The organism is Nocardia inohanensis NBRC 100128, assembly GCF_001612945.1.
Lineage (GTDB): Bacteria > Actinomycetota > Actinomycetes > Mycobacteriales > Mycobacteriaceae > Nocardia > Nocardia inohanensis.
This window is the reverse complement of sequence record NZ_BDBK01000002.1, coordinates 23,861-42,813: the sequence shown is the minus strand read 5'-3', so window position 1 is coordinate 42,813 and position 18,953 is coordinate 23,861. Positions and strand designations below refer to the sequence as shown.

The following is an 18,953-nucleotide window of genomic DNA, read 5'->3' as shown; positions in this document are numbered from 1 at the left end:
CGGAGCGAATTGTGTGCGAGGCGTTAACTAATTCAGCGATCCCGGCCCCGTTCGGGTGCGAAGCGGGCCAGGACCAGGTTCTCCAGCACGCCGACTATCGCGTAGGCGAGCACGGATACCACGGTGACCAGCGCGATCGAGGCCCACAGCCGGTTGTATTGGAAAGTGGGGATGGCGCGGATGAGGCCGGCGCCCAATCCGGTGCCGCTGCCCAGCCATTCGCCGAGCAATGCGCCGATCAGCGCGCCGGGGACCGACACGCGGGCGGCGGCGAACACCGAGGGCAGGGCGGCGGGGACGGCGACCATGCGCAGGCCGGTCCAGCGCGAACCGCCGTACGCGGCAACCAGTTCCATGGCCTGCCGGGGTGCGGTCTGCAAACCGGTCATGATCATGACGAGGGCGGGGAAGAACACCACGATCGCCGCCATCACGGCCACGCCCAGGGTGCCGCGGCCGAAGACCAGCACGATGATCGGCGTCAGCACCACCAGCGGCACCGAGCGCAGCAGCGTGGCCACCGGCATGAAGGCCGCCGAGACCGCGGGTACGCCGACGAACAGGGCGGCGACCAGCAGCGCCGCACCCATACCCGCGCCGAAGCCGACGGTGGCGTCGCGCAGGGTGATTCGCATTTCGTCGAAGATGACCCGGCGCGCGCCGTCGGCATCGGGCCCCGTCACCAGATAGGTCCAGACCTCGCCGGGCGTCTTGCCCACCAATCCGACCTGGGGATACAGCTGGAGGAAGCCGTACCAGATGGCGACCAGCAGGATCAGCGAAATCGCAAGCGGCAAAAGGAATTTGCCGATGGGTCGCAATACGTCGAGGGTTCTCATCACGCCTCCGCCCGGGTCCACGGCACCGCGAACCGCGCCACCGCGGCCACCAGCGCGTACCCGAGCCCGGCGAGCGCGGCGGCGGCCAGGGCCATGCCCCAGGTGCGCGGCACGTTGTAGGCGGTCTGCGCGGCGGTCAGCGCGACGCCGATACCGCTGTCCACGCCGCCCAGATACTCGCCGATGATCGCGCCCAGCACCGCCGAGGGCGCGGCGATCTTCAACGCCGCCAAGGTATTCGGCAGCGCCGCGATCAACTGGACCCGGCGTAATTGCTGCCAGCGCCCGCCACCGTAGGCCCGGACCAGATCGAGGCTGGTGCCATCGGCCGAACGCAGTCCGGACACCACGCCGACCATGGTCGGGAAGAAGCAGTACATGGCGGCCAGGAACACGGTGGGCATGCGGCCGCCGAAGACCACCAGGATGATCGGGCCGAGCGCCAGCAGCGGGGTGCAGTAGCTGAGAATGGCCAGCTGGGTGACCAGCATTTCGATGGGCGGGATCAGCACCACCAGCAGCGCCAGCGCGATGGCCAGCGCATTCCCCCACAGAAAGCCTTGCAGCGCACCCCAGGCCGTGATCCGGAAGTTGGGGCCGTACAGCGCCCAGCCGTCGGTGTACATGGTGTGCAGTACCGTCCACGGGCCCGGCACGGTGCCGCCCGCGACATGCAGGGCGGCCAGTAGTTCCCAGACCGCCAGCAGGGCGAGAATTCCGGCCAGGCCGCCCAATCGTGGTAGCGAGAATTGCGCGCGCAGGTTCATTCCGCCGTCACCCCGCCCTGTCCGCTGCGGCCGAAGAGCAGCTCCGAGAGATAGTCGTGCAGTTTGTGGAATTCGCTGGTGCGCATCATTTCCGGGGTGCGCGGGCGGGGCAGATCGATATCGACCAGCTCCACCACCCGGCCGGGGCGCGGGCTCATGACGGCCACCACGTCGGAGAGGAAGACGGCCTCGGCGATGCCGTGCGTGACCATCAGGGTGGTGGCGGGTTTCTCGGTCCAGATGCGCAGCAGCTCGAGGTTGAGGCGCTGGCGGGTCATATCGTCGAGCGCGCCGAAGGGTTCGTCCAGCAGCAGCACCTTGGGCTTCACCACCAGGGCGCGGGCGATCGAAACCCGTTGCCGCATACCGCCGGAGAGCTGCGCGGGTTTGGCCTTCTCGAAACCCTCCAGGCCGACCAGCTCGATCAGATCGGCGATCAGCTTCGAGTCCACCGGCAGGCCCGCCACCTGCAATGGCAGTTTGATATTGGATTCCACACTGCGCCAGGGCAGCAGCGCCGAATCCTGGAAGGCGATGCCGAACTCGTGCCGGCGGCGCAGTTCCGCCGGGCTTTCGCCATTGATCGAGGCCGTGCCCGTGGTGGGGGTGTCCAATCCCGCGAGGATGCGCAGAATGGTGGATTTCCCGCAGCCGGAGGGACCCAGCAGCGAAAGGAACGCCCCCTCCTTGGTGTGCAGATCGACCGTGTCCAGTGCCTGCACCGTGCGCCGGCCGGAACGGAAGGTCTTGCTCAATCCGCTGATGTGAATGCCCGTGCCCGCCGCGACTTCCGAACTCATAGGGTCACGGTAAGCGCCCGGAATTGCACGCAGATTGCGAATCGGCAGACGAGGTTTCGCGTTCGTTACTTCGAGGGGACCGATCCGGCTACCGAATGCTCACCACGGGTCGGGTTCGAACCAGTCCCGCGCCTCGGGGCGGAACAGCAGGACGATCACGATCAGCGACACGATCGGCCCCAGCGGGCCGGGTGGATGCCCGTCGGTGATCGACGGCACGGTCCACAACATGTTCATGGCGGCCAGCAGAATCGCGCCGATCCGGATGGACTGCCCGACCGAGCCGAACGTCAGCGCCACCAGACCCAGCAACCACGCGGGCACGAACGGCACCGCCGTCCAGATCGCCGCCTCGGTCCCCAGCAGCCACCCCGAGGAACCCGTGCACACCACGCCCACCAGGGCCAACCCCACCGCGAAGAACTGTGCCGCGCGCACCGTGCGCGGCATCCGATAACTGTCGTCTACCCCCGACCCTGGATCGGGCGGCATCCGTAGCTCCGACATCTCCCCGACCATACGCGGGCGAACGGTCGGTTCGATGCCACCACGCCGCCGTCACAACACGGACATTTCAGGCACGCACCGTCCCGCCTACCACGCACGCCCGCTCCACCGGCAGCCGCAATGCCGTCATTCCGGCGTGCTTTCGGCCGGAATCTCACGGCTACCGGTGAGATCCCAGCCGAAAGCACGCCGGGATGACGAGGACCGAGCGCGGGCTGACGAGAGATGGACGGTGGCCGACCGGTCTCAGCCCAGGCCCGCCGGGCGGGCCGCGACCAACTCGAGTTCTCGCACTCGCACGGTCGGTGACAGGCGGTCACGCAGCACCCGGTCGATCTCGCCCGCGACCGGAATCACCACGGCCGCAGCGGAAGTCGCGACGGCATCGACCAGGAGGGCGGGCCAGTCCGGGACCGGCTCGACGGCCAGCGCCGCGATGATCGCCGCCACGGCGGCGTCGCCCGCACCGGTCGGATTGCCCGCCAGCGGTTGCGGCAATGCCGCCGACCAGGCTCGCGTCGGCGTCACCGCGATCATGCCCGCGCCGCCCCGGGTGACGATGACGGCCGCCACGCCCTCGGCGATGAGGGGTTCCACGGCCGCCAGGATCTCCGGGACGGTTTCCGTGGGACGACCGGTGAGCCGCTCCAGTTCCTCGTCGTTCGGGGTGAGCACGATGCCGGGCACCCGGGCCGCCAACTCCAGCGCGGGGCCGTCGAGATCGCAGATGGTCGGCACCCCGGCGGCAATCGCGGTGCGGGCCAGCTCGGCTGGAATGTCCGGTCCCACTCCGCCGGGCAGCGAGCCGGCGATGACCATGCCGCTCATGGCCGAGAGCATCCCGCGCACCCGCACCCGCAGCTGGTCGACGGCGTGCGGTTCACTGATCCGCGGGCCCGGCTCCCACAGCGCGGTCGCCGTCCCGTCATCGGATTCGCTGATCACCACGGTGCGCCGGACCCACGGCAGCGCGTGCACGAAATCCACCGGCATCTCGAGCTCCGCCGCGGCGGCGAAGGAGTGATCGGCGAAGCCGGTGGCGCGCGCGTACTTGCCCAGCTGGTTCAGCACCCGGGTCACATTGATGCCGCGCCCGCCCAGCCGCTGATCCACCGACCGCACCCGATGCGCCCGGCCGCGCTCGAAATGCTCGACCCGATAGGTCATGTCGTAGGCCGGGTTCATGGTCACGGTGAGGATCACCAGTACCACTCTGCACGGCGCGGCACCGGATGCAAGCCCCAGTTGCTCCGGCGGCCTCGAATAACGTTGCCGTTTAGATATATTGGCGTAGCAGGATGACCGCGTGCATCCGCTCCCACCGAAACACCTGCTGTTGCAGGCTTGCCGTGGCCTGCCCCCTGACGACCATCCGCTCTTGCGCAGAGCGGGACTACTCGCGGACCTGCACGAGCGCCGATTGACGGCGGTGAGCGGCGCCACCGGCCCCATCGACCACGATCGCGCCCGGCTGGTCCTGGATATCGACCGCTGGGTGGCGGCGGAGCTGCCGCGCGCCGATCGGGACGCGCATCTGCACACCGAAACCGTGGGCACCGTGGTGGATCGGCTCGCCCAGTTCTCGGCGCTGGCCTATCTGACCTTGGCCACCGCGCCCGACGACGCGGTAGACGAAGCGGCGCAGCGGCTCACCGAATTGGCGGTCGCCTACGAACATCTGGCCGGGGATCTGGCCAAGGGCCGGCGGCGGCTACCCAATCTGACCGGAAACCGCGAATACGAATACTGAATAGGGAAGGGTCGGCGGCACGCCCGGCGAGGGGGCGGGGCGTGCCGTCGACAGCACAGATGGACCATGCGCAGTCCACCGCCGACTTACCGGCCCCGCGACTCGGCGTCCGGGAAAATCCGCGTGTGGAGGCGGGGCAGTACCCGAACACCGTCACCTGACAACCGCTGGTTCCGATGCATCGACACTTGAATACTGCCCGGTAATACTCGAGGAGTGCGTCCGCTCAGCTGTGAGTCTGCTGTGAGTCTCGAGCTAGCTGTGCACAGTATCGGCCCCGAGTTGTATTGCGACGCCGCCCGGTAGCAGTTCCCGCACCCGATCGATGGTGTCGGCCTGCGCGGCTTCCTTGTCCGGCCGGTACCGCACCACGCGCGCGAACCGCAACGCCACGCCGCCCGGATAACGCGGGCTGACCTGCACGCCGTCGATGGCGATCTCCACCACCAGCTCGGGGCGCAGGTACACGGTATTGCCGTCCTGCCGGATCTCGTGGCGCGGGAATTCCACTGTCTGCCAATGCAGTAGCGCGTCGGTGAGGCCCTTGAAGGTCTTCCCGACCATCACCGGATCACCGCCCTCGGGGTCCCGGGCTCCCAGGTGCAGATTGGACAGGTACCCGGTGCGCCGCCCGTATCCCCACTCCGCGCCGAGCACCACCAGATCGAGGGTGTGCGTGGGTTTGATCTTCTGCCAGGCTCGCCCGCGCCGGCCGGCCGCATAGGGCGCGTCGAGGGACTTGATCATGATGCCCTCGTGCCCGGAAGCCAGTGCGCCGTCGAAGTATTCGGCCGCGATCTCCGGGTCGGGCGCGATGAGGGCCGGAATGCTGTGCGACCCAGCGACTCTGGTGAGCGCCACCCGCCGCTCCCGCAACGGTGCGTCGAGCAGATCCACGCCGTCCAGGTGCAGGCAATCGAAGAAGTACGGCCGCAGCAGCAGGTCCCGGGTGGAACTCGCGGCGGCCACCGTCTCCACCAGCGCCGGATCGGCCGCGAACCGGCTCATGGTCTCCTGGAACGGTCGCGGCCGCCCGGAATCGTCGAGCGCCAGGGTCTCCCCGTCCAGCACCACGCTGGTGCACTCCAATTGCCTGACCAGTTCCACCAATTCGGGTACGCCGGAGGTGATGTCGCGCAATGTGCGCGTGAAAACCCACACCCGGTCCCCGTCGCGATGCACCTGGATCCGAGCGCCGTCCATCTTGTGCTCGACGGTCACCTCGCCGTCGAACTCGGCCATCACCTCGTCCAAGGCACCGCCCGGCGAGGCCAGCATGGGCTGAATCGGCCGTCCGATCTCCAGCCGGAAAGCGGCCAGGGCAGCGACCCCGCCCGTGCGCGCGGCCAGGGCCGTCACCGGCAGCCGCCCGGACAACATGTGCGCCCGCCGCACCGTATCGATCGGCACCTCGAACGCCACCGCGACCGCTTCGGCCACGATCGCGGTCAGCGCCCCCTGCCGCATCTCCCCCGTGAGCAGCCGCAACAGAAAATCGTGCTCCGCATTGGTCGCCGCCCCGAGCAATCCGCCCAGCAGCTCCCGCCGCCGCTCGGCCGACCCCTTCCCACTCACCGCGGCGAGCTCGGTGAACACCCCGTCCACCGCATCCACGCTCAGCGTCTCCGTGGCGGCGGGCACCACGTCCATGTTCGTCAGCGTCCGCCACCCCGTACCGATCCGCCCCTGCGGTAGCTCCCCCGATATCCAAGCCACCACCTGCGCCAGCTCCCCCGGCGCGGCCCGCCCCAGCAGCTCGGCGAAAATCTGGATCTTGTTCTTCCGCGCGGAAGTCTCACGCACGGCCTGCGACGCTCGCACCACATCCGACAAGAGCACGCCTAAGACGGTAACCCCGCAGACCGACAAACCGGCGCCATCCGCACGGAAGCGACCGCCCGGCAGCCGATACGGTGAGCTGCGAGTCGCCTGTTCGCCGTACCGAGGAGCACCACCGTGGAGCTGCGCCAATTGCGCTATTTCGTCACGGTCGCCGAGGAATTGCACTTCGGGCGGGCGGCGGAGCGCTTGCATATCGCCCAGCCGGCCGTCAGTCAGCAGGTGCTCCGGCTCGAACGGGAACTGAAGGTCCGATTGCTGGACCGGACGCCGCGCCGGGTGCGGCTCACCGAGGCCGGATTGCGCTTCCTGCCCGCCGCGCGAAAGGTACTGGCGGCCACGGAGGAGGCGCGCGCGACCGTGGCCGAGCTGGCCGGGGAGCGGGCCGAGGTATTCCGGCTCGGCACCGTCACCGGCCTGGGTGAGCGCTTGGACGCGGTACTGGACGCGTTCGCCGAGCAGCTGCCACAGGTACAGGTCGAGTTGGTGGCCCTGCCGGTGCGGGAGCGCATGGCACGAGTCGGCGACGGGCGGCTCGACGCGGCCTTCGTGCGCGCGCCCGAACCCCAGGAGAGCCCGGACCTGGATTTCCTGCCCGCTTGGGAGGACCCACTGGTAGCAGCCCTCCCAGCCAAACATCCCCTGGCACAGCAGGATTCGGTCCAGCTCGCGGACCTGGCAGCAATACCGTTGCGATTGACCGAACGGCGGAACCATCCGGCCCTGGTCGACCTGGTGCTGTCGGCCTGCGTCCGGGCAGGATTCGAACCGGTCCCCGCACCGACATCGACGACCCTGCAAGACACCCTCGCGGCGGTCGGTTCGGGATCGCCCATGTGGACGGTGGTCTACGGCTCCAACGCCCTCCAGGTGAACAACCGGCGGGTGGCCTTCCGCCCCTTCGCCGACCCGGGCATGGCCTTACCGATCGCCCTGGCGGTTCGAGCGGATGCCGCCTCACCGACCCTGCGCCTGCTCGCCGCCCTACTCAGCGCCGCCTGACCGACGATAAGCATTCGTTATCGCTGCGAGCACAACCTGCCCATTGGCCACACCTCACATCTCCGGTGAACTGTTCTCAGGCCGCCGAACAACCCGGAACCGAACTCCGGATTGCTCGACAAGGCTTGTAACCCAACCACTTTCACCTCAGGAGAAGGCAATGCCCATCGTCACCGTCCAGCAGGGCCCCCGCACCATCGAACTCAAGCGGGAACTCGTCCGCCGCATCACCGACGCCTTCGTGGATGCCTACCAACTCCCCGCCGAAACCGTCCAGGTCTGGATCCACGAAACCCCCGCCGACAGCTGGGGCACCGCCGGCCGCCTGACCGCCGACGGCAAGTAATGAGCCGCCCCTTTCGCAGCCGTGTGACGCAAGACTCAGCAAGGGTTGCTAATTTTTCGTTGGCAGGGTTGCGAAAGGGCTCTTAAACTGGGCGAATGGCCAAGACATTTGTCGGCGCGCGGCTGCGGCAGTTGCGTACCGAGCGCGGGCTGAGTCAGGTGTCGCTGGCCAAGAAGCTGGAGATATCGGCCAGCTATTTGAATCAGATCGAGCATGACGTGCGCCCGCTCACCGTACCGGTGTTGCTGCGGATCAGCGAAGTGTTCGGGGTGGATACGGGGTTCTTCTCGTCGCAGGACGACACGCGGTTGATCGCGGAGCTGCAAGAGGTCGTGATGGACCAGGAGCTCGGGATCGAGGCGGATGCGCAGGAGATCGCCGAGATGGTTTCGGCGCATCCCGGTTTGGCGCGGGCGATGGTGAACATGCATCGGCGCTACCGGAATACGACGGCGCAGCTGGCGGCGGCGACCGAGGACCGGTTCTCCGACGGGAGCGGGTCGGGGGCTATTTCGAAGCCGCACGAAGAGGTTCGGGACTACTTCTATCAGCGGCAGAACTACATTCACGAATTGGATACCGCGGCCGAGGAACTCGCCAATCGAATGCGATTCCACGGCGGGGATTTGAAGCGGGAGATTCCGCGGCGGCTCACCGCGACGCACGGTGTGCAGATCGTGGAGCGCATCGATCTGGGTGACGGGTTGCTGCACCGATTCGATCCGGAGCAGATGCGCTTGGAGATCGCCCCGCATCTCTCGGGCGGGCAGCGGGTCTTCAAATTGGCCGCCGAGCTGGCCTATCTGGAGTGCGGTGAGCTGATCGAGAAGCTGGTCGCCGAGGGGAACTTCTCCTCGCCGGAGTCGCGCGTGCTGGCGAAACTCGGCCTGGCGAACTACTTCGCCGCCGCTACCGTATTGCCCTACACGCACTTTCACGAAGTGGCCGAGACCTTCCGCTACGACATCGAGCGGCTGTCGGCCTTCTTCGCGCAGAGCTACGAAACCATCTGCCACCGCCTGTCCACCCTGCAACGCACCGAACTGCGGGGCGTGCCGTTCTCCTTCGTCCGCGTGGACCGTGCCGGAAATATGTCGAAACGCCAGTCCGCCACGGGTTTTCACTTCTCCTCCAGCGGCGGCACCTGCCCGCTGTGGAACGTCTACGAGACCTTCGCCTACCCGGCCAAGATCATGACGCAGATCGCCCAGATGCCCGACGGCCGCAAGTACCTGTGGATCGCCCGCACCGTGGAACGCCGCGCCACCCGCTACGGCGAACCCTCCAAGATCTTCGCCATCGGCCTCGGCTGCGAACTGCGCCACGCCGGCCGCGTCGTCTACGCCGACGGCCTGGACCTCAACGACCCCAAGGCGACACCGATCGGCGCGGGCTGCCGGGTGTGCGAACGCTCCAACTGCCCGCAGCGCGCCTTCCCGCCCCTGGGCAAGTCGCTCGACATCAGCGAGCATCGAAGCTCCATCTCGCCCTATGTGATTCAGTAAATACGTTCTCACCTGCGCAGACACCGAGACCGATCAACTTCGGTCCCGGTGCGGTGAGCTGAAATTCACGTTGCGGCAACATACGAAATCGGACATTCATCGAGAGTCATTCCGGCGCAATACTTCCCGTTTACCGTTCTGCCCACGAATACAGGCGCTGTATACGCACCGGTATTCGCAAGCGACGCAGTGGCGTCGCGGGTAGACCGTGAGTGAGAAGGGCCCGCCCCATGCAAGATTCCCACCGCCGAGATCGCAATCGGCGTCTGATGAAGGCGATCACCATTCCGACCGCGCTGGCGCTATCCGCCGTGCTGGTCGCCGGTTGCGGTTCGCGTGACAGCGATACGGCCGGGGGATCGAACGCCAAGTCCTGCCTGGACACCTCCAAGGACACCATCAAGATCGGGTCGTTGCACTCGCTCACCGGCACCATGGCGATCTCGGAGGTGACCGTCGCCAACGCCACCAAGCTGGCGGTCGATCAGATCAACGCCGCGGGCGGCGTGAACGGCAAGAAGCTCGAAATCGTGCTGGAGGACGGCGCTTCCGACCCGAAGACGTTCGCGGAGAAGGCCGAGAAGCTGATCTCCTCGGACTGCGTCGCAGCGGTGTTCGGCGGCTGGACCTCCTCCTCGCGCAAGGCCATGAAGCCGAAGTTCGAATCGCTGAACTCGCTGCTCTACTACCCCGTTCAGTACGAGGGCCTGGAAGATTCCAAGAACATCTTCTACACGGGTGCGACCACCAACCAGCAGATCGTGCCGGCGCTGGACTACCTGAAGCAGAAGGGCGTCAAGTCCCTCTACCTGGTCGGTTCGGACTACGTCTTCCCGCAGACCGCCAACCGCGAGATCAAGGCGTACGCCGCCGCCAACGGCATCGAGATCAAGGGCGAGGACCTGGCTCCGCTGGGCTCCACCGATTTCTCCACAATCGTCAACAAGGTGCGTAATTCCAAGGCGGGCGCGGTCTTCAACACCCTGAACGGCGACTCCAACGTCGCGTTCTTCCGCGAGTACGCCAACGCGGGCCTGAAGGCCGCCGATATGCCGGTGGTCTCGGTCTCCATCGCCGAAGAGGAGGTCGGCGGCATCGGCGTGCAGAACATCACCGGCCAGCTGACCGCCTGGAACTACTACCAGACCGTCGATTCCCCGGCCAACAAGGCGTTCGTCGCCGCGTACAAGGCCGCCTTCGGCGCGGACAAGCCCACCTCCGACCCGATGGAGGCCGCCTACGCCTCGGTCTTCCTGTGGAAGAACACCGTCGAGAAGGCGAAGTCGTTCGCGGTGGCCGATATTCAGGCCGCGGCCGACGGCGTCAGCTTCGACGCGCCGGAGGGCACCGTCGTCGTCAACGGCGCGAACCACCACATCACCAAGACCGCGCGCATCGGTGAGATCCGGCCGGACGGACTCATCTACACCGTGTGGGATTCGGGCAAGCCGGTCAACCCGGACCCGTACCTGAACTCCTACGACTGGGCCAAGGGCCTGAAGTAAGTCGGTAACCGCCGAATGAGGGGCGGCCGGTGTGGGCAACCGCACCGGCCGCATCGGCAGTCATCCACCGACGCGAGAGAACTACAGAGGTAATTCACAATGGAAGTCGCAGTCGGACAGCTGTTCGCGGGCCTGAGTCTGGGTTCGATTCTGCTGCTCGCCGCGCTGGGCCTGGCCCTGACCTTCGGTCAGATGGGCGTCATCAATATGGCTCACGGCGAGTTCATCATGGCCGGTTGTTACACCACATTCGTTGTGCAGCAGCTTATTTCCGCGACGGGGGTGGCGCTGATCGTCTCCTTGTTCGCCGGGTTCATCGTCGGCGGACTGCTCGGCGCGGCATTGGAAGCCGGGCTGATCCGCTGGATGTACGACCGGCCGCTCGACACCCTGCTGGTCACCTTCGGCGTCGGCCTGGTGTTGCAGCAGGCCGCGCGCAATATCTTCGGCGCGCCCGCCAAGAACGTGGTCGCGCCGGAGTGGCTGACCGGCGGCATCAGCATTGCCGGGGCGGTGGTGCCCAAGACCCGCATCTTCATCATGGTGCTGGCCATCTCCGCGGTGATCGCGCTGGCCACCGCGCTCAAGGTCACCCCGCTGGGCCGCCGCATCCGCGCCGTGGTGCAGAACCGCAGCCTGGCCGAAACCTCCGGCGTCTCTTCGCGTCTCACCGATATCAGCACCTTCTTCATCGGCTCCGGATTGGCCGCGGTCGCCGGGGTGGCGCTCACCCTGATCGGCTCCACCTCACCCACCATCGGGCAGTCCTATCTCGTGGACGCCTTCCTGGTGGTGGTGATCGGCGGCCTCGGCCAGATCAAGGGCACCGTCATCGCGGCCTTCGCCATGGGGCTGCTGAACTCCTTCATCGAGTACTCGACCACGGCCTCGGTCGCCAAGGTGATCGTCTTCGTCGTGATCGTGATCTTCCTGCAAGTGCGCCCGCAGGGTCTGTTCACCGTTCGCACGAGGAGCCTCGCATGATCGGTCAAGCCCGGAGGCGGCAGCGCAGCGTAACCACGCAGGGCTCCGATCATGCGCGAAAGGACACAGCATGAGCCTCGTCCAGCGTCTCGACGCACACTCATCCTTGAAAGCCTTGGGCGGCTTCGCGTTCGGCGCGGTGCTGTTGTTCGCGGTCGCGCCCGCCATGCTCAGCGATTTCCGGCTCGGCCTGCTCGCCAAGTTCCTGTGCTTCGCCATCGTGGCGGTCGGCATCGGCCTGGCCTGGGGGCGCGGCGGCATGCTCACCCTCGGGCAGGGCGTGTTCTTCGGCATCGGCGCCTACATCATGGGCATGCATCTCCAGATGGCCGACGCCGCCAAACGGCACGAGGATGTGCCGGAGTTCATGACGATCTCCGGCATCAACGAATTGCCTTCGTACTGGCAGCCTTTCGCCTCCGCGCCGGTGGCGATCATCGGCATTCTGGTGTTGCCCGCCGCCATGGCCGCCGTGCTCGGCTTCGGGGTGTTCAAGCGCCGGGTCAAGGGCGCGTACTTCGCCATCCTGAGCCAGGCGCTCGCGGCCGCGCTCGCCATTCTGCTCATCGGGCAGCAATCCATCGGCGGCTTCACCGGGCTCTCGGATTTCAAGTCCTTCTTCGGTTTCCGGCTCTCGGATCCGGTGAACCGGCGCATGCTGTTCTTCATCGCGGCCGCCACCCTGCTCATCGTGATGGCCATCGCGCGGCAGCTGATGCATTCGCGGTACGGGGAACTCCTTGTCGCCGTGCGTGATCAGGAAGAGCGGGTGCGGTTCCTGGGTTACGACCCGGCCAATATCAAGATCGTCGCCTATGTGGTGGCGGCCTTCTTCGCCGGTATCGCCGGGGCGCTGTTCACGCCCATCGTCGGCATCATCTCGCCCGCGGATATCGGCGTGGTGCCCTCCATCGCCTTCCTGATCGGGGTGGCCATCGGCGGGCGCACCACGCTGCTGGGCCCGGCGCTCGGCGCGATCGGCGTGGCCTGGGCGCAGACCTCGTTCTCCGAGGAGTTCCCGTCCGGGTGGACGTACCTGCAAGGCGCGCTCTTCATCGTGGTGGTCGGATTCCTCCCCGCCGGCCTGGCCGGATTCGGGCCGCTGGCAAAGCAATTGCTGGAACGCGTCCGGCCCGCGAAATCCGCGAACCAGGCGCTCCCGGTCACCCCGGCGTCGGAGGCCATCGTCGCCTCGGTGCTGTCCACCGGAGCCCCGGCCGACGAAGACAAGGTGGAAGCGCGATGAGCAGCGAATACCTCGAAATCCGGGGCCTGTCGGTGAGTTTCGACGGCTTCAAGGCCGTCACCGACGTGGATCTCACCGTCCTGCAAGGGGATCTGCGCTTCTTGATCGGGCCCAACGGGGCGGGCAAGACCACGCTCATCGACGCCATCACCGGCCTGGCCGCCGCCACCGGCTCGGCCCAGAAGTCCGGCAGTGAACTGATCGGCAAGAAGGTGCATCAGATCGCCCGGCTGGGCGTCGGCCGCACCTTCCAGACCGCGAGCGTCTTCGAGCAGCTCACCGTCTTGCAGAACCTCGATATCGCCGCCGGCGCGGGGCGTTCCGCGCTCACCCTGCTGCGCAGGCGCAAATCGGTGCTGCCCGCCATCGAGGAGGCCCTGGAGACCATCGGCCTCACCGAGTTGCGCGACAAGCCCGCCGGAGTGCTCGCGCACGGCCAGAAGCAATGGCTGGAGATCGGCATGCTGCTGGTGCAGAACGCCTCGGTGCTGTTGCTCGACGAACCCGTCGCGGGCATGAGCGCCGAGGAGCGCGAGGAGACCGGAAACCTGTTGCGCCGCATCGGCGGCAACCGGGTCGTCATCGTGGTCGAACACGATATGGACTTCATGCGCGCCTTCGCCAACTCGGTGACGGTGCTGGCCGGTGGGCGGGTGCTCAGCGAGGGCAGCGTCGAAGAAGTCCAGGCCGACCCGAAGGTGCAGCAGGTCTACCTGGGCACCGCGGCGGCCGGTGACCTGCCGCCGGTCGAAACAGGCAGTACAGCAGCCGAACCCGATCAGCCGGTCGGCGAAACAGCCGGCGCTACCGGGGGATCCGACAAGAAGGAGGAGGCCGCCGATGCTGGAGCTCGTTGACCTGCACACGGCCTACGGCCGCACCCAGGTGATTCACGGTGTGTCCCTGACGGTTCCGGATGACGGCGTGGTCGCGGTCATGGGCCACAACGGGGCCGGGAAGACCTCGCTGCTGCGCGCCGCGGTGGGGCTGCTGCCCGCCAAATCCGGCAAGATCCGCTTCGACGGCGAGGACATCACCAAGCTGGCCCCGTCGCGGCGAGTCAAGCGCGGCATCGCCTATGTGCCGCAGGGACAGCAGTCGTTCCCGCAGCTGTCCGCCATGGAGAACCTCCAGGTGGTGGCGGACGGGCGCAAGCGCGGCAAGGAACTGATCGCCGAATCCCTGGATCTGTTCCCGGCATTGAAGGAACTGCTGACCCGCAAGGCCGGACTGCTCTCCGGCGGTCAACGCCAGCAGCTGGCCATCGCGCGGGCGCTCATCACCGAACCGAAGCTGCTGATCCTGGACGAGCCGACCGAGGGCATCCAGCCGTCGGTGGTGGCCGAGATCGAACGCACCATCATCGATCTCACCAATCGCGGTGGATTGAGCGTGCTGCTGGTCGAACAGCACATCGGCTTCGCGCTGCAAGCCGCCGGCCAGTACTACGTGCTGCAATCGGGCCGCGTCACCTCCTCGGGCGCGGGCGGGCGGGGCGCGGAATCCGCGGTACGCCTGGCGATGGCGATCTGAGCGGACGTTCCGTCATGGCGCGCAGGGGGCGAATCCCGTTGTCGGAGCGGGTGTACCGGGAACTACAGCGGGATCTCGCGACGGGGGTGCTGGTATCGACCGAGCGGCTGGGCGAGGAACGCCTGGCCGAGAATTACGGGGTATCGCGCACCCCCGTCCGCGAGGCGCTGGCCCGGCTCTACGCGGACGGGCTGCTGGAGCGGCATCCCGACGGGCTGTACCCGTACCGGCCGCGGGTCGAGGAGCTGGGTGACCTGTACGAACTGCGGATCGTGCTGGAATCCAGGGGGATTCAACGCCAAGCCGACCGCTCGCATCGGCACGATACGGCAGCGGTGGAGAAGGAGCTCGACAGCTGGCGGCTCCTGCGCGACGACCCGCCGGAGCCGGGAGCCGAACTGATCGCCGTCGACGAGCGATTCCATCTGACGCTGCTGACGGCGGCCGGGAACACCGCCCTCGCCGATGCGCTGGCGACCGTCTACGCCCGGGTCCGGCCGGTCCGTTCGCTGGATCTGCCGACCCCGGAACGCATCGCGGCCATGACCGAGGATCACATCGCCATCGCCGAACTGCTGCTGGCCGACGACCTCGACGCCGCGCTGCGCCTGCTGCTCGCCCACCTCACCAGCTCCCGCGCCCACGTCCTCACCCGCGCCCGGCGGGCATTGGAACTCACCAAACTCGGTCAAGCTGTGCGCGAATGACCCCCTGGGGTCAGTGGTCGGTTTGGATGCGCAGGGCGGTGATCGTGCTGGCCAGGCCCTCGTATTGGTTGGTGAGCAGGACGATTTCGATGAGGCGGCGCTCGTCGTAGTGGACGGCGAGTTCCCGCCAGGCGGCATCGTCGAGGTCCCGGGTGCCGACCAGTTGGTCCACGGCGGTGAGGAGCGCGCGCTCCTTGTCCGTCCAGCCCGGCGCGGCAGGCCCTTCCCGCAACCACTCCAGCACCTGCTGGTTCACGCCCGCCCGCTTGCCCAATCGGATGTGATGGTCCATCTCGTACGCACAGCCCCGCAGGTGGGCGACCCGGATGATCACCAGCTCGGTCTCGTAGCGCGGCAGCTTCCCGCCCGGCATCAACCGCCCCGAGAAGTGCAGCCAGCCCCGGAACAGCCCGCCCGTGCGCCCGAGCGTGCTGAACAGATGCGCGTCATCGGTCCCCGCGGCCCGGGAGAGCACCTGCCAGACAACCCAATTGACCGGTCCGAGCTCCCGCAAACGGCCGGGGGCGATACGTGGCTGCGTTGACACCATGTGGTCACGCTAACAAGCCCGGGTGTTCCGTGGGAGCCCCTAGCCGCGCCCCGTCAGCGGCGGAACACGCGGGCGGTGGGGATCTCACTCGTCGCGGCGTCCACCTCGTCGCCGTGCACGCGGGCGTGCAGATGCATGTCGTGCCAGCCGTCGGCATGCAGTCCGGCGCTGCGGTTCACCCCCTCCAACCCGAACCCGGCCTTCACCGCCACCCGGCAGGACGGCGAATTATGTACGGAATGCCGTAATTCCAGGCGATGGAATCCGGCGCCCTCGAACGCCCACCCGGTGAGCGCCTCCACCGCCCGCGGCGCCACCCCGCGCCCGCGCGCCTGCGGCACCACCCAGTACGCCACCGCCGCCATCCCCTGCGACAACACCATGTGCTGCAACGATGCCCGCCCCAGCACCCGCCCGGTCCCGCTGTCCGCCACCGCCCAATTCGCGTCCAGCCCGCGCTTCCAGGTGCGGGCCCAGGCATCCACCCACTCCTCGGCCTCGTCCTCGGAGTCGACGGTCCGCACATGCCAGCGGCTGATGGCCGGATCCTGGAAGGCCGCGTACACCTCGGGCGCGTCGCGGCGCAGCCACGGCCGCAGCACCAGGCCCTCGCCGGCGGGGATCACCGGCTGGGCTGCCTTGGTGAAGGTTTCGGCGGAGACGAGTGCCGAGGCGGATCGCGGCATAGCTGGAATTCTGCCCGCGCCCCCGGCCGGGGGTGAGCCGAATGGCACTATCGTCCCGGTCAGCGGCGGACGAAAGGCGCGATCGGCTTCAGGCGGATCTGTAGCCGCGCGGTGTCTTCCCACCAATTGAACACCACCCGAACCACCTCGAAGCGGCCGCTGTCGCCGACCGCCGGCCAATGTGCATGATCGCTGGGCAGGTGCTCCACATCCACGAACGCCTGCACGGGTATTCCGATATCGACGAACAGACCGGTCAGGCCGACGCCCCAGGGCAGGGCCTCCACCCGCCCCGACACATAGGCGCCCTGCGGTAGCGGACCGGACTCCTGCGGCGTGAAATTACGGTGCTGGACAGCGGCTTTCCAGCAGTGCTCGAACTCCTGCGCGGTGACCGGCTCCGCCGATTCGGGGACCGCCGCGATATCCGGTTCCCCGCGCACCGATTCGTAGAGCCACGCGCCGATATCGCCGTAGCGCGCCCGCACCCCCGCGAGCTCGGCGGACGAATAGGCCACCATGGCGGCCGCGAACTCGCCCTCGTGCAGCTCTTCGGGGACCGGATTCGGCCGGCCGGTATCGAATTCGACGCAGCGCGACAGGGTCCCGTCGTCCGCGAACTCCCGCCAGTGCTGGACCGCGCCCACCGAGAAACGAACCCGCCGCACCATGCCGTCACGCTACTACCCGAGCGCGGCGCGGGCAGTCCGTGCACGAATCCAGGTCAGTTCGAACGGGATTCGACGAGCGCGGCGAGGCCGTCGAGCAGGCGCGCCAAGCCGAAGTCGTAGGCGTGCTCCGCGCTGTAGGCACCGTCGTGCGCCTGACCGGCCGCCGCGCCCACCCGGGCCGCGAGCGGGAAACGTTCGGCGTCGAAGACCCGCTCCAGCAGCGGTGCGGCGCGCTCCCACCATTCGTGATCGCTCGCGGCGCTCTCCGTCGCCGCCCGCGCGGAGTCGATGGCGAGCTGCGCGACCGAGGTGACGAAGCCGAGCAGATAGGTGAGCGCGGCATCCATTTCGAGGTCGGTGAGGCCGAGGCCGTCGAAGGCGCGCAGTTCATGGTCGTATTTGGCGGCCACGCCGGGGCCCAGCGGCGGGCGGGTGGTGGGCAGGTAGGCGACCCAGGGGTGCGCGGCGAGCATGGCGCGATTCTCGGCGGCGATCGCGGAAACCCGCTCCCGCCAGGGCATTCCGGTCAGATCGTGGCGCTCCATGCGCTGATAGACGGTGTCCAGCATGAGATCCAGCAGTTCGGCCTTGCCCGGCACGTAGGTGTAGGTGGCCATGGGCGTGATGCCGAGTTTCGCCGCGACCGAGCGCATGGTCAGCGCCGCGAGCCCCGCGCTGTCCGCGATCTCCAGCGCGGCCGCGATCACGGCATCCAGGGTGGTGCGCTGCTTCGGCCCGCGCGCGGGCCCGCCGGTGCCGGGCACCCGCCAGAGCAATTCCAATGTGCGGACCGGATCTCCGGCACTGCTGCGTTCGGCCATCGGCTCACCTCCACGACGATCGTAGCGACGTGACGACCGTCACATGGCAGGCCATCGGAAATTTCCGTACAAAGTATAGCGTACATAGTACAGAGTTACTTGCCGACCAGGAGGACCCATGAAGATCACCGCTTCCGTCATCTCCCTGAACGTGCCCGACCCGACCGCCTCGGCGCGGTTCCTCATCGACCACTTCGGCTTCACCGAGCAGATGTCGGCCGACGGATTCATCTCGCTGGCCCGCGAGGACGCCGGCTTCAATATCGTCTACCTGCGCACCGGGCTGGGCAGCTTCAAACCGGAACGCATCGCCGGTGACGCCGGCCAGGGCCTGCTGGTGGCGTTCGTGGTCGAGGACATCGACGCCGAATACGAACGGGTACAGGGCGAAGGCGTGCCGATCGTGACACCCATCGAGACCGAGCCGTGGGGCGAACGCTACTTCCAGACCGTCGACCCCAACGGCATCGTGATCCAGCTCGTGCAGTGGGTTTGAAAATATTCGCCGCCGATGTCGATTCCGCGTCGTCCCGTTCGAGGAGTAGATGAAAAACCCGCAGGCCGACGGTAAGCAGACCGTGATCGACGGGCCGTACACCGAGGCCAGGGAGATCGTCGGCGGATACCTGATGTTGCAGACCCGATCCGATGACGAAGCGGCCGAATGGGCGCGGAGGTTCCTGCGCGTGCACGGGCCGAAGTGGGATATCGAGGTCGAAATGCGACGCCCCGACCATCAGGAATGAGCTCCGGCCGGTCACCCGAGCAGCGGGCCCGCCAGGCCGTGGAAGCGGCCTGGCGGATCGAGTGGCCGCGGCTGGTCGCCGGCCCGACCCGCATGGTCGGCGATATCGGGCTGGCCGAGGAGGTCGCGTAGGGCGGGCGTATCTCGTCG

23 protein-coding genes are annotated in these 18,953 nt (G+C 67.6%); 13 read left to right on the top strand and 10 right to left on the bottom strand.

Annotated elements, in window-relative coordinates; genetic code table 11:
* Positions 1 to 32 precede the first annotated feature (32 nt).
* The 5 genes from NI1_RS06655 to NI1_RS06635 all read right to left on the bottom strand — a co-directional run bounded on the left by NI1_RS06655 (position 33) and on the right by NI1_RS06635 (position 4,116).
* Positions 33 to 839, bottom strand: a complete 807-nt coding sequence (locus NI1_RS06655) for an ABC transporter permease (protein WP_067817793.1) — start codon at positions 837 to 839, stop codon at positions 33 to 35.
* Positions 839 to 1,606, bottom strand: a complete 768-nt coding sequence (locus NI1_RS06650) for an ABC transporter permease (RefSeq protein WP_067815635.1) — start codon at positions 1,604 to 1,606, stop codon at positions 839 to 841. The genes NI1_RS06655 and NI1_RS06650 overlap by 1 nt, the downstream gene beginning before the upstream one ends.
* The gene (locus NI1_RS06645; protein ID WP_067815632.1) at positions 1,603 to 2,406 is read right to left on the bottom strand and encodes an ABC transporter ATP-binding protein; all 804 of its coding nucleotides are present in this window, start codon (positions 2,404 to 2,406) and stop codon (positions 1,603 to 1,605) included. Before NI1_RS06645 ends, NI1_RS06650 begins: the two co-directional genes overlap by 4 nt.
* Positions 2,407 to 2,505: 99 nt before the next feature.
* Positions 2,506 to 2,856 carry a hypothetical protein gene (locus tag NI1_RS06640; RefSeq protein WP_067815629.1) on the bottom strand — a complete coding sequence of 117 codons (351 nt, stop codon included), beginning with the start codon at positions 2,854 to 2,856 and terminating at the stop codon, positions 2,506 to 2,508.
* Positions 2,857 to 3,159: 303 nt separating this feature from the next.
* Positions 3,160 to 4,116 carry a hexose kinase gene (locus NI1_RS06635; protein WP_245663113.1) on the bottom strand — a complete coding sequence of 319 codons (957 nt, stop codon included), beginning with the start codon at positions 4,114 to 4,116 and terminating at the stop codon, positions 3,160 to 3,162.
* Positions 4,117 to 4,219: 103 nt separating this feature from the next.
* Between NI1_RS06635 and NI1_RS06630 the strand changes: the two genes are divergently transcribed.
* Positions 4,220 to 4,663, top strand: coding sequence for a DUF4254 domain-containing protein (locus NI1_RS06630; RefSeq protein WP_067815625.1), 444 nt, complete (start codon positions 4,220 to 4,222; stop codon positions 4,661 to 4,663).
* 255 nt (positions 4,664 to 4,918) lie between these two features.
* On the opposite strand, the gene NI1_RS06625 is transcribed toward NI1_RS06630, so the two are convergent.
* Positions 4,919 to 6,502, bottom strand: a complete 1,584-nt coding sequence (locus tag NI1_RS06625; RefSeq protein WP_067815622.1) for an ATP-dependent DNA ligase — start codon at positions 6,500 to 6,502, stop codon at positions 4,919 to 4,921.
* A 117-nt stretch (positions 6,503 to 6,619) separates the two neighbouring features.
* On the opposite strand from NI1_RS06625, the gene NI1_RS06620 reads away from it, so the two are divergent.
* The 9 genes from NI1_RS06620 (at position 6,620) to NI1_RS06580 (ending at position 15,330) form a co-directional block, all read left to right on the top strand.
* On the top strand, positions 6,620 to 7,504 hold the full coding sequence (locus NI1_RS06620; protein ID WP_067815619.1) for a LysR family transcriptional regulator: 885 nt from the start codon (positions 6,620 to 6,622) through the stop codon (positions 7,502 to 7,504).
* Positions 7,505 to 7,664: 160 nt separating this feature from the next.
* Positions 7,665 to 7,850 (top strand): 4-oxalocrotonate tautomerase DmpI, encoded by a 186-nt coding sequence (gene dmpI / locus NI1_RS06615; RefSeq protein WP_067815616.1) that lies wholly within the window; start codon positions 7,665 to 7,667, stop codon positions 7,848 to 7,850.
* Positions 7,851 to 7,945: 95 nt separating this feature from the next.
* Positions 7,946 to 9,355 (top strand): acetate metabolism transcriptional regulator RamB, encoded by a 1,410-nt coding sequence (gene ramB, locus NI1_RS06610; RefSeq protein ID WP_067815613.1) that lies wholly within the window; start codon positions 7,946 to 7,948, stop codon positions 9,353 to 9,355.
* A 269-nt stretch (positions 9,356 to 9,624) separates the two neighbouring features.
* Positions 9,625 to 10,860, top strand: coding sequence for an urea ABC transporter substrate-binding protein (gene urtA, locus NI1_RS06605; protein ID WP_439957241.1), 1,236 nt, complete (start codon positions 9,625 to 9,627; stop codon positions 10,858 to 10,860).
* A 99-nt stretch (positions 10,861 to 10,959) separates the two neighbouring features.
* On the top strand, positions 10,960 to 11,844 hold the full coding sequence (gene urtB, locus NI1_RS06600) for an urea ABC transporter permease subunit UrtB (protein ID WP_067815607.1): 885 nt from the start codon (positions 10,960 to 10,962) through the stop codon (positions 11,842 to 11,844).
* Between the two features lie 70 nt (positions 11,845 to 11,914).
* Entirely contained in the window at positions 11,915 to 13,090 is a 1,176-nt protein-coding gene (gene urtC / locus NI1_RS06595) for an urea ABC transporter permease subunit UrtC (protein WP_067815604.1), read from the top strand.
* Complete coding sequence (gene urtD / locus NI1_RS06590) at positions 13,087 to 13,947, top strand: urea ABC transporter ATP-binding protein UrtD (protein WP_067815601.1); 861 nt, start codon at positions 13,087 to 13,089, stop codon at positions 13,945 to 13,947. The genes urtC and urtD overlap by 4 nt, the downstream gene beginning before the upstream one ends.
* The gene (gene urtE / locus NI1_RS06585) at positions 13,931 to 14,623 is read left to right on the top strand and encodes an urea ABC transporter ATP-binding subunit UrtE (protein ID WP_067815598.1); all 693 of its coding nucleotides are present in this window, start codon (positions 13,931 to 13,933) and stop codon (positions 14,621 to 14,623) included. Before urtD ends, urtE begins: the two co-directional genes overlap by 17 nt.
* A 14-nt stretch (positions 14,624 to 14,637) precedes the next feature.
* Complete coding sequence (locus NI1_RS06580) at positions 14,638 to 15,330, top strand: GntR family transcriptional regulator (RefSeq protein WP_067815595.1); 693 nt, start codon at positions 14,638 to 14,640, stop codon at positions 15,328 to 15,330.
* Positions 15,331 to 15,340: 10 nt separating this feature from the next.
* On the opposite strand, the gene NI1_RS06575 is transcribed toward NI1_RS06580, so the two are convergent.
* From NI1_RS06575 to NI1_RS06560, 4 genes are read right to left on the bottom strand one after another with little or no spacing between them, the layout of a single operon-like run.
* On the bottom strand, positions 15,341 to 15,880 hold the full coding sequence (locus NI1_RS06575; RefSeq protein ID WP_067815593.1) for a carboxymuconolactone decarboxylase family protein: 540 nt from the start codon (positions 15,878 to 15,880) through the stop codon (positions 15,341 to 15,343).
* Between the two features lie 53 nt (positions 15,881 to 15,933).
* The gene (locus NI1_RS06570) at positions 15,934 to 16,566 is read right to left on the bottom strand and encodes a GNAT family N-acetyltransferase (RefSeq protein ID WP_067815591.1); all 633 of its coding nucleotides are present in this window, start codon (positions 16,564 to 16,566) and stop codon (positions 15,934 to 15,936) included.
* 59 nt (positions 16,567 to 16,625) lie between these two features.
* Positions 16,626 to 17,237, bottom strand: coding sequence for a hypothetical protein (locus NI1_RS06565; RefSeq protein WP_067815588.1), 612 nt, complete (start codon positions 17,235 to 17,237; stop codon positions 16,626 to 16,628).
* Between the two features lie 53 nt (positions 17,238 to 17,290).
* A complete protein-coding gene (locus tag NI1_RS06560) occupies positions 17,291 to 18,058 on the bottom strand; it encodes a TetR/AcrR family transcriptional regulator (protein WP_067815585.1) in 768 nt (255 codons plus the stop codon).
* Between the two features lie 118 nt (positions 18,059 to 18,176).
* Here NI1_RS06560 and NI1_RS06555 point away from each other — a divergent pair, with 118 nt between their 5' ends.
* Genes NI1_RS06555 through NI1_RS39805 form a run of 3 tightly spaced genes read left to right on the top strand, consistent with a single transcriptional unit; the run spans position 18,177 to position 18,935 of the window.
* Positions 18,177 to 18,554 (top strand): VOC family protein, encoded by a 378-nt coding sequence (locus tag NI1_RS06555; protein WP_067815582.1) that lies wholly within the window; start codon positions 18,177 to 18,179, stop codon positions 18,552 to 18,554.
* 49 nt (positions 18,555 to 18,603) lie between these two features.
* Positions 18,604 to 18,804, top strand: coding sequence for a YciI family protein (locus NI1_RS06550; RefSeq protein WP_067815579.1), 201 nt, complete (start codon positions 18,604 to 18,606; stop codon positions 18,802 to 18,804).
* Positions 18,801 to 18,935, top strand: coding sequence for a hypothetical protein (locus NI1_RS39805; RefSeq protein WP_281179482.1), 135 nt, complete (start codon positions 18,801 to 18,803; stop codon positions 18,933 to 18,935). The genes NI1_RS06550 and NI1_RS39805 overlap by 4 nt, the downstream gene beginning before the upstream one ends.
* The last annotated feature ends 18 nt before the right edge of the window (positions 18,936 to 18,953 follow it).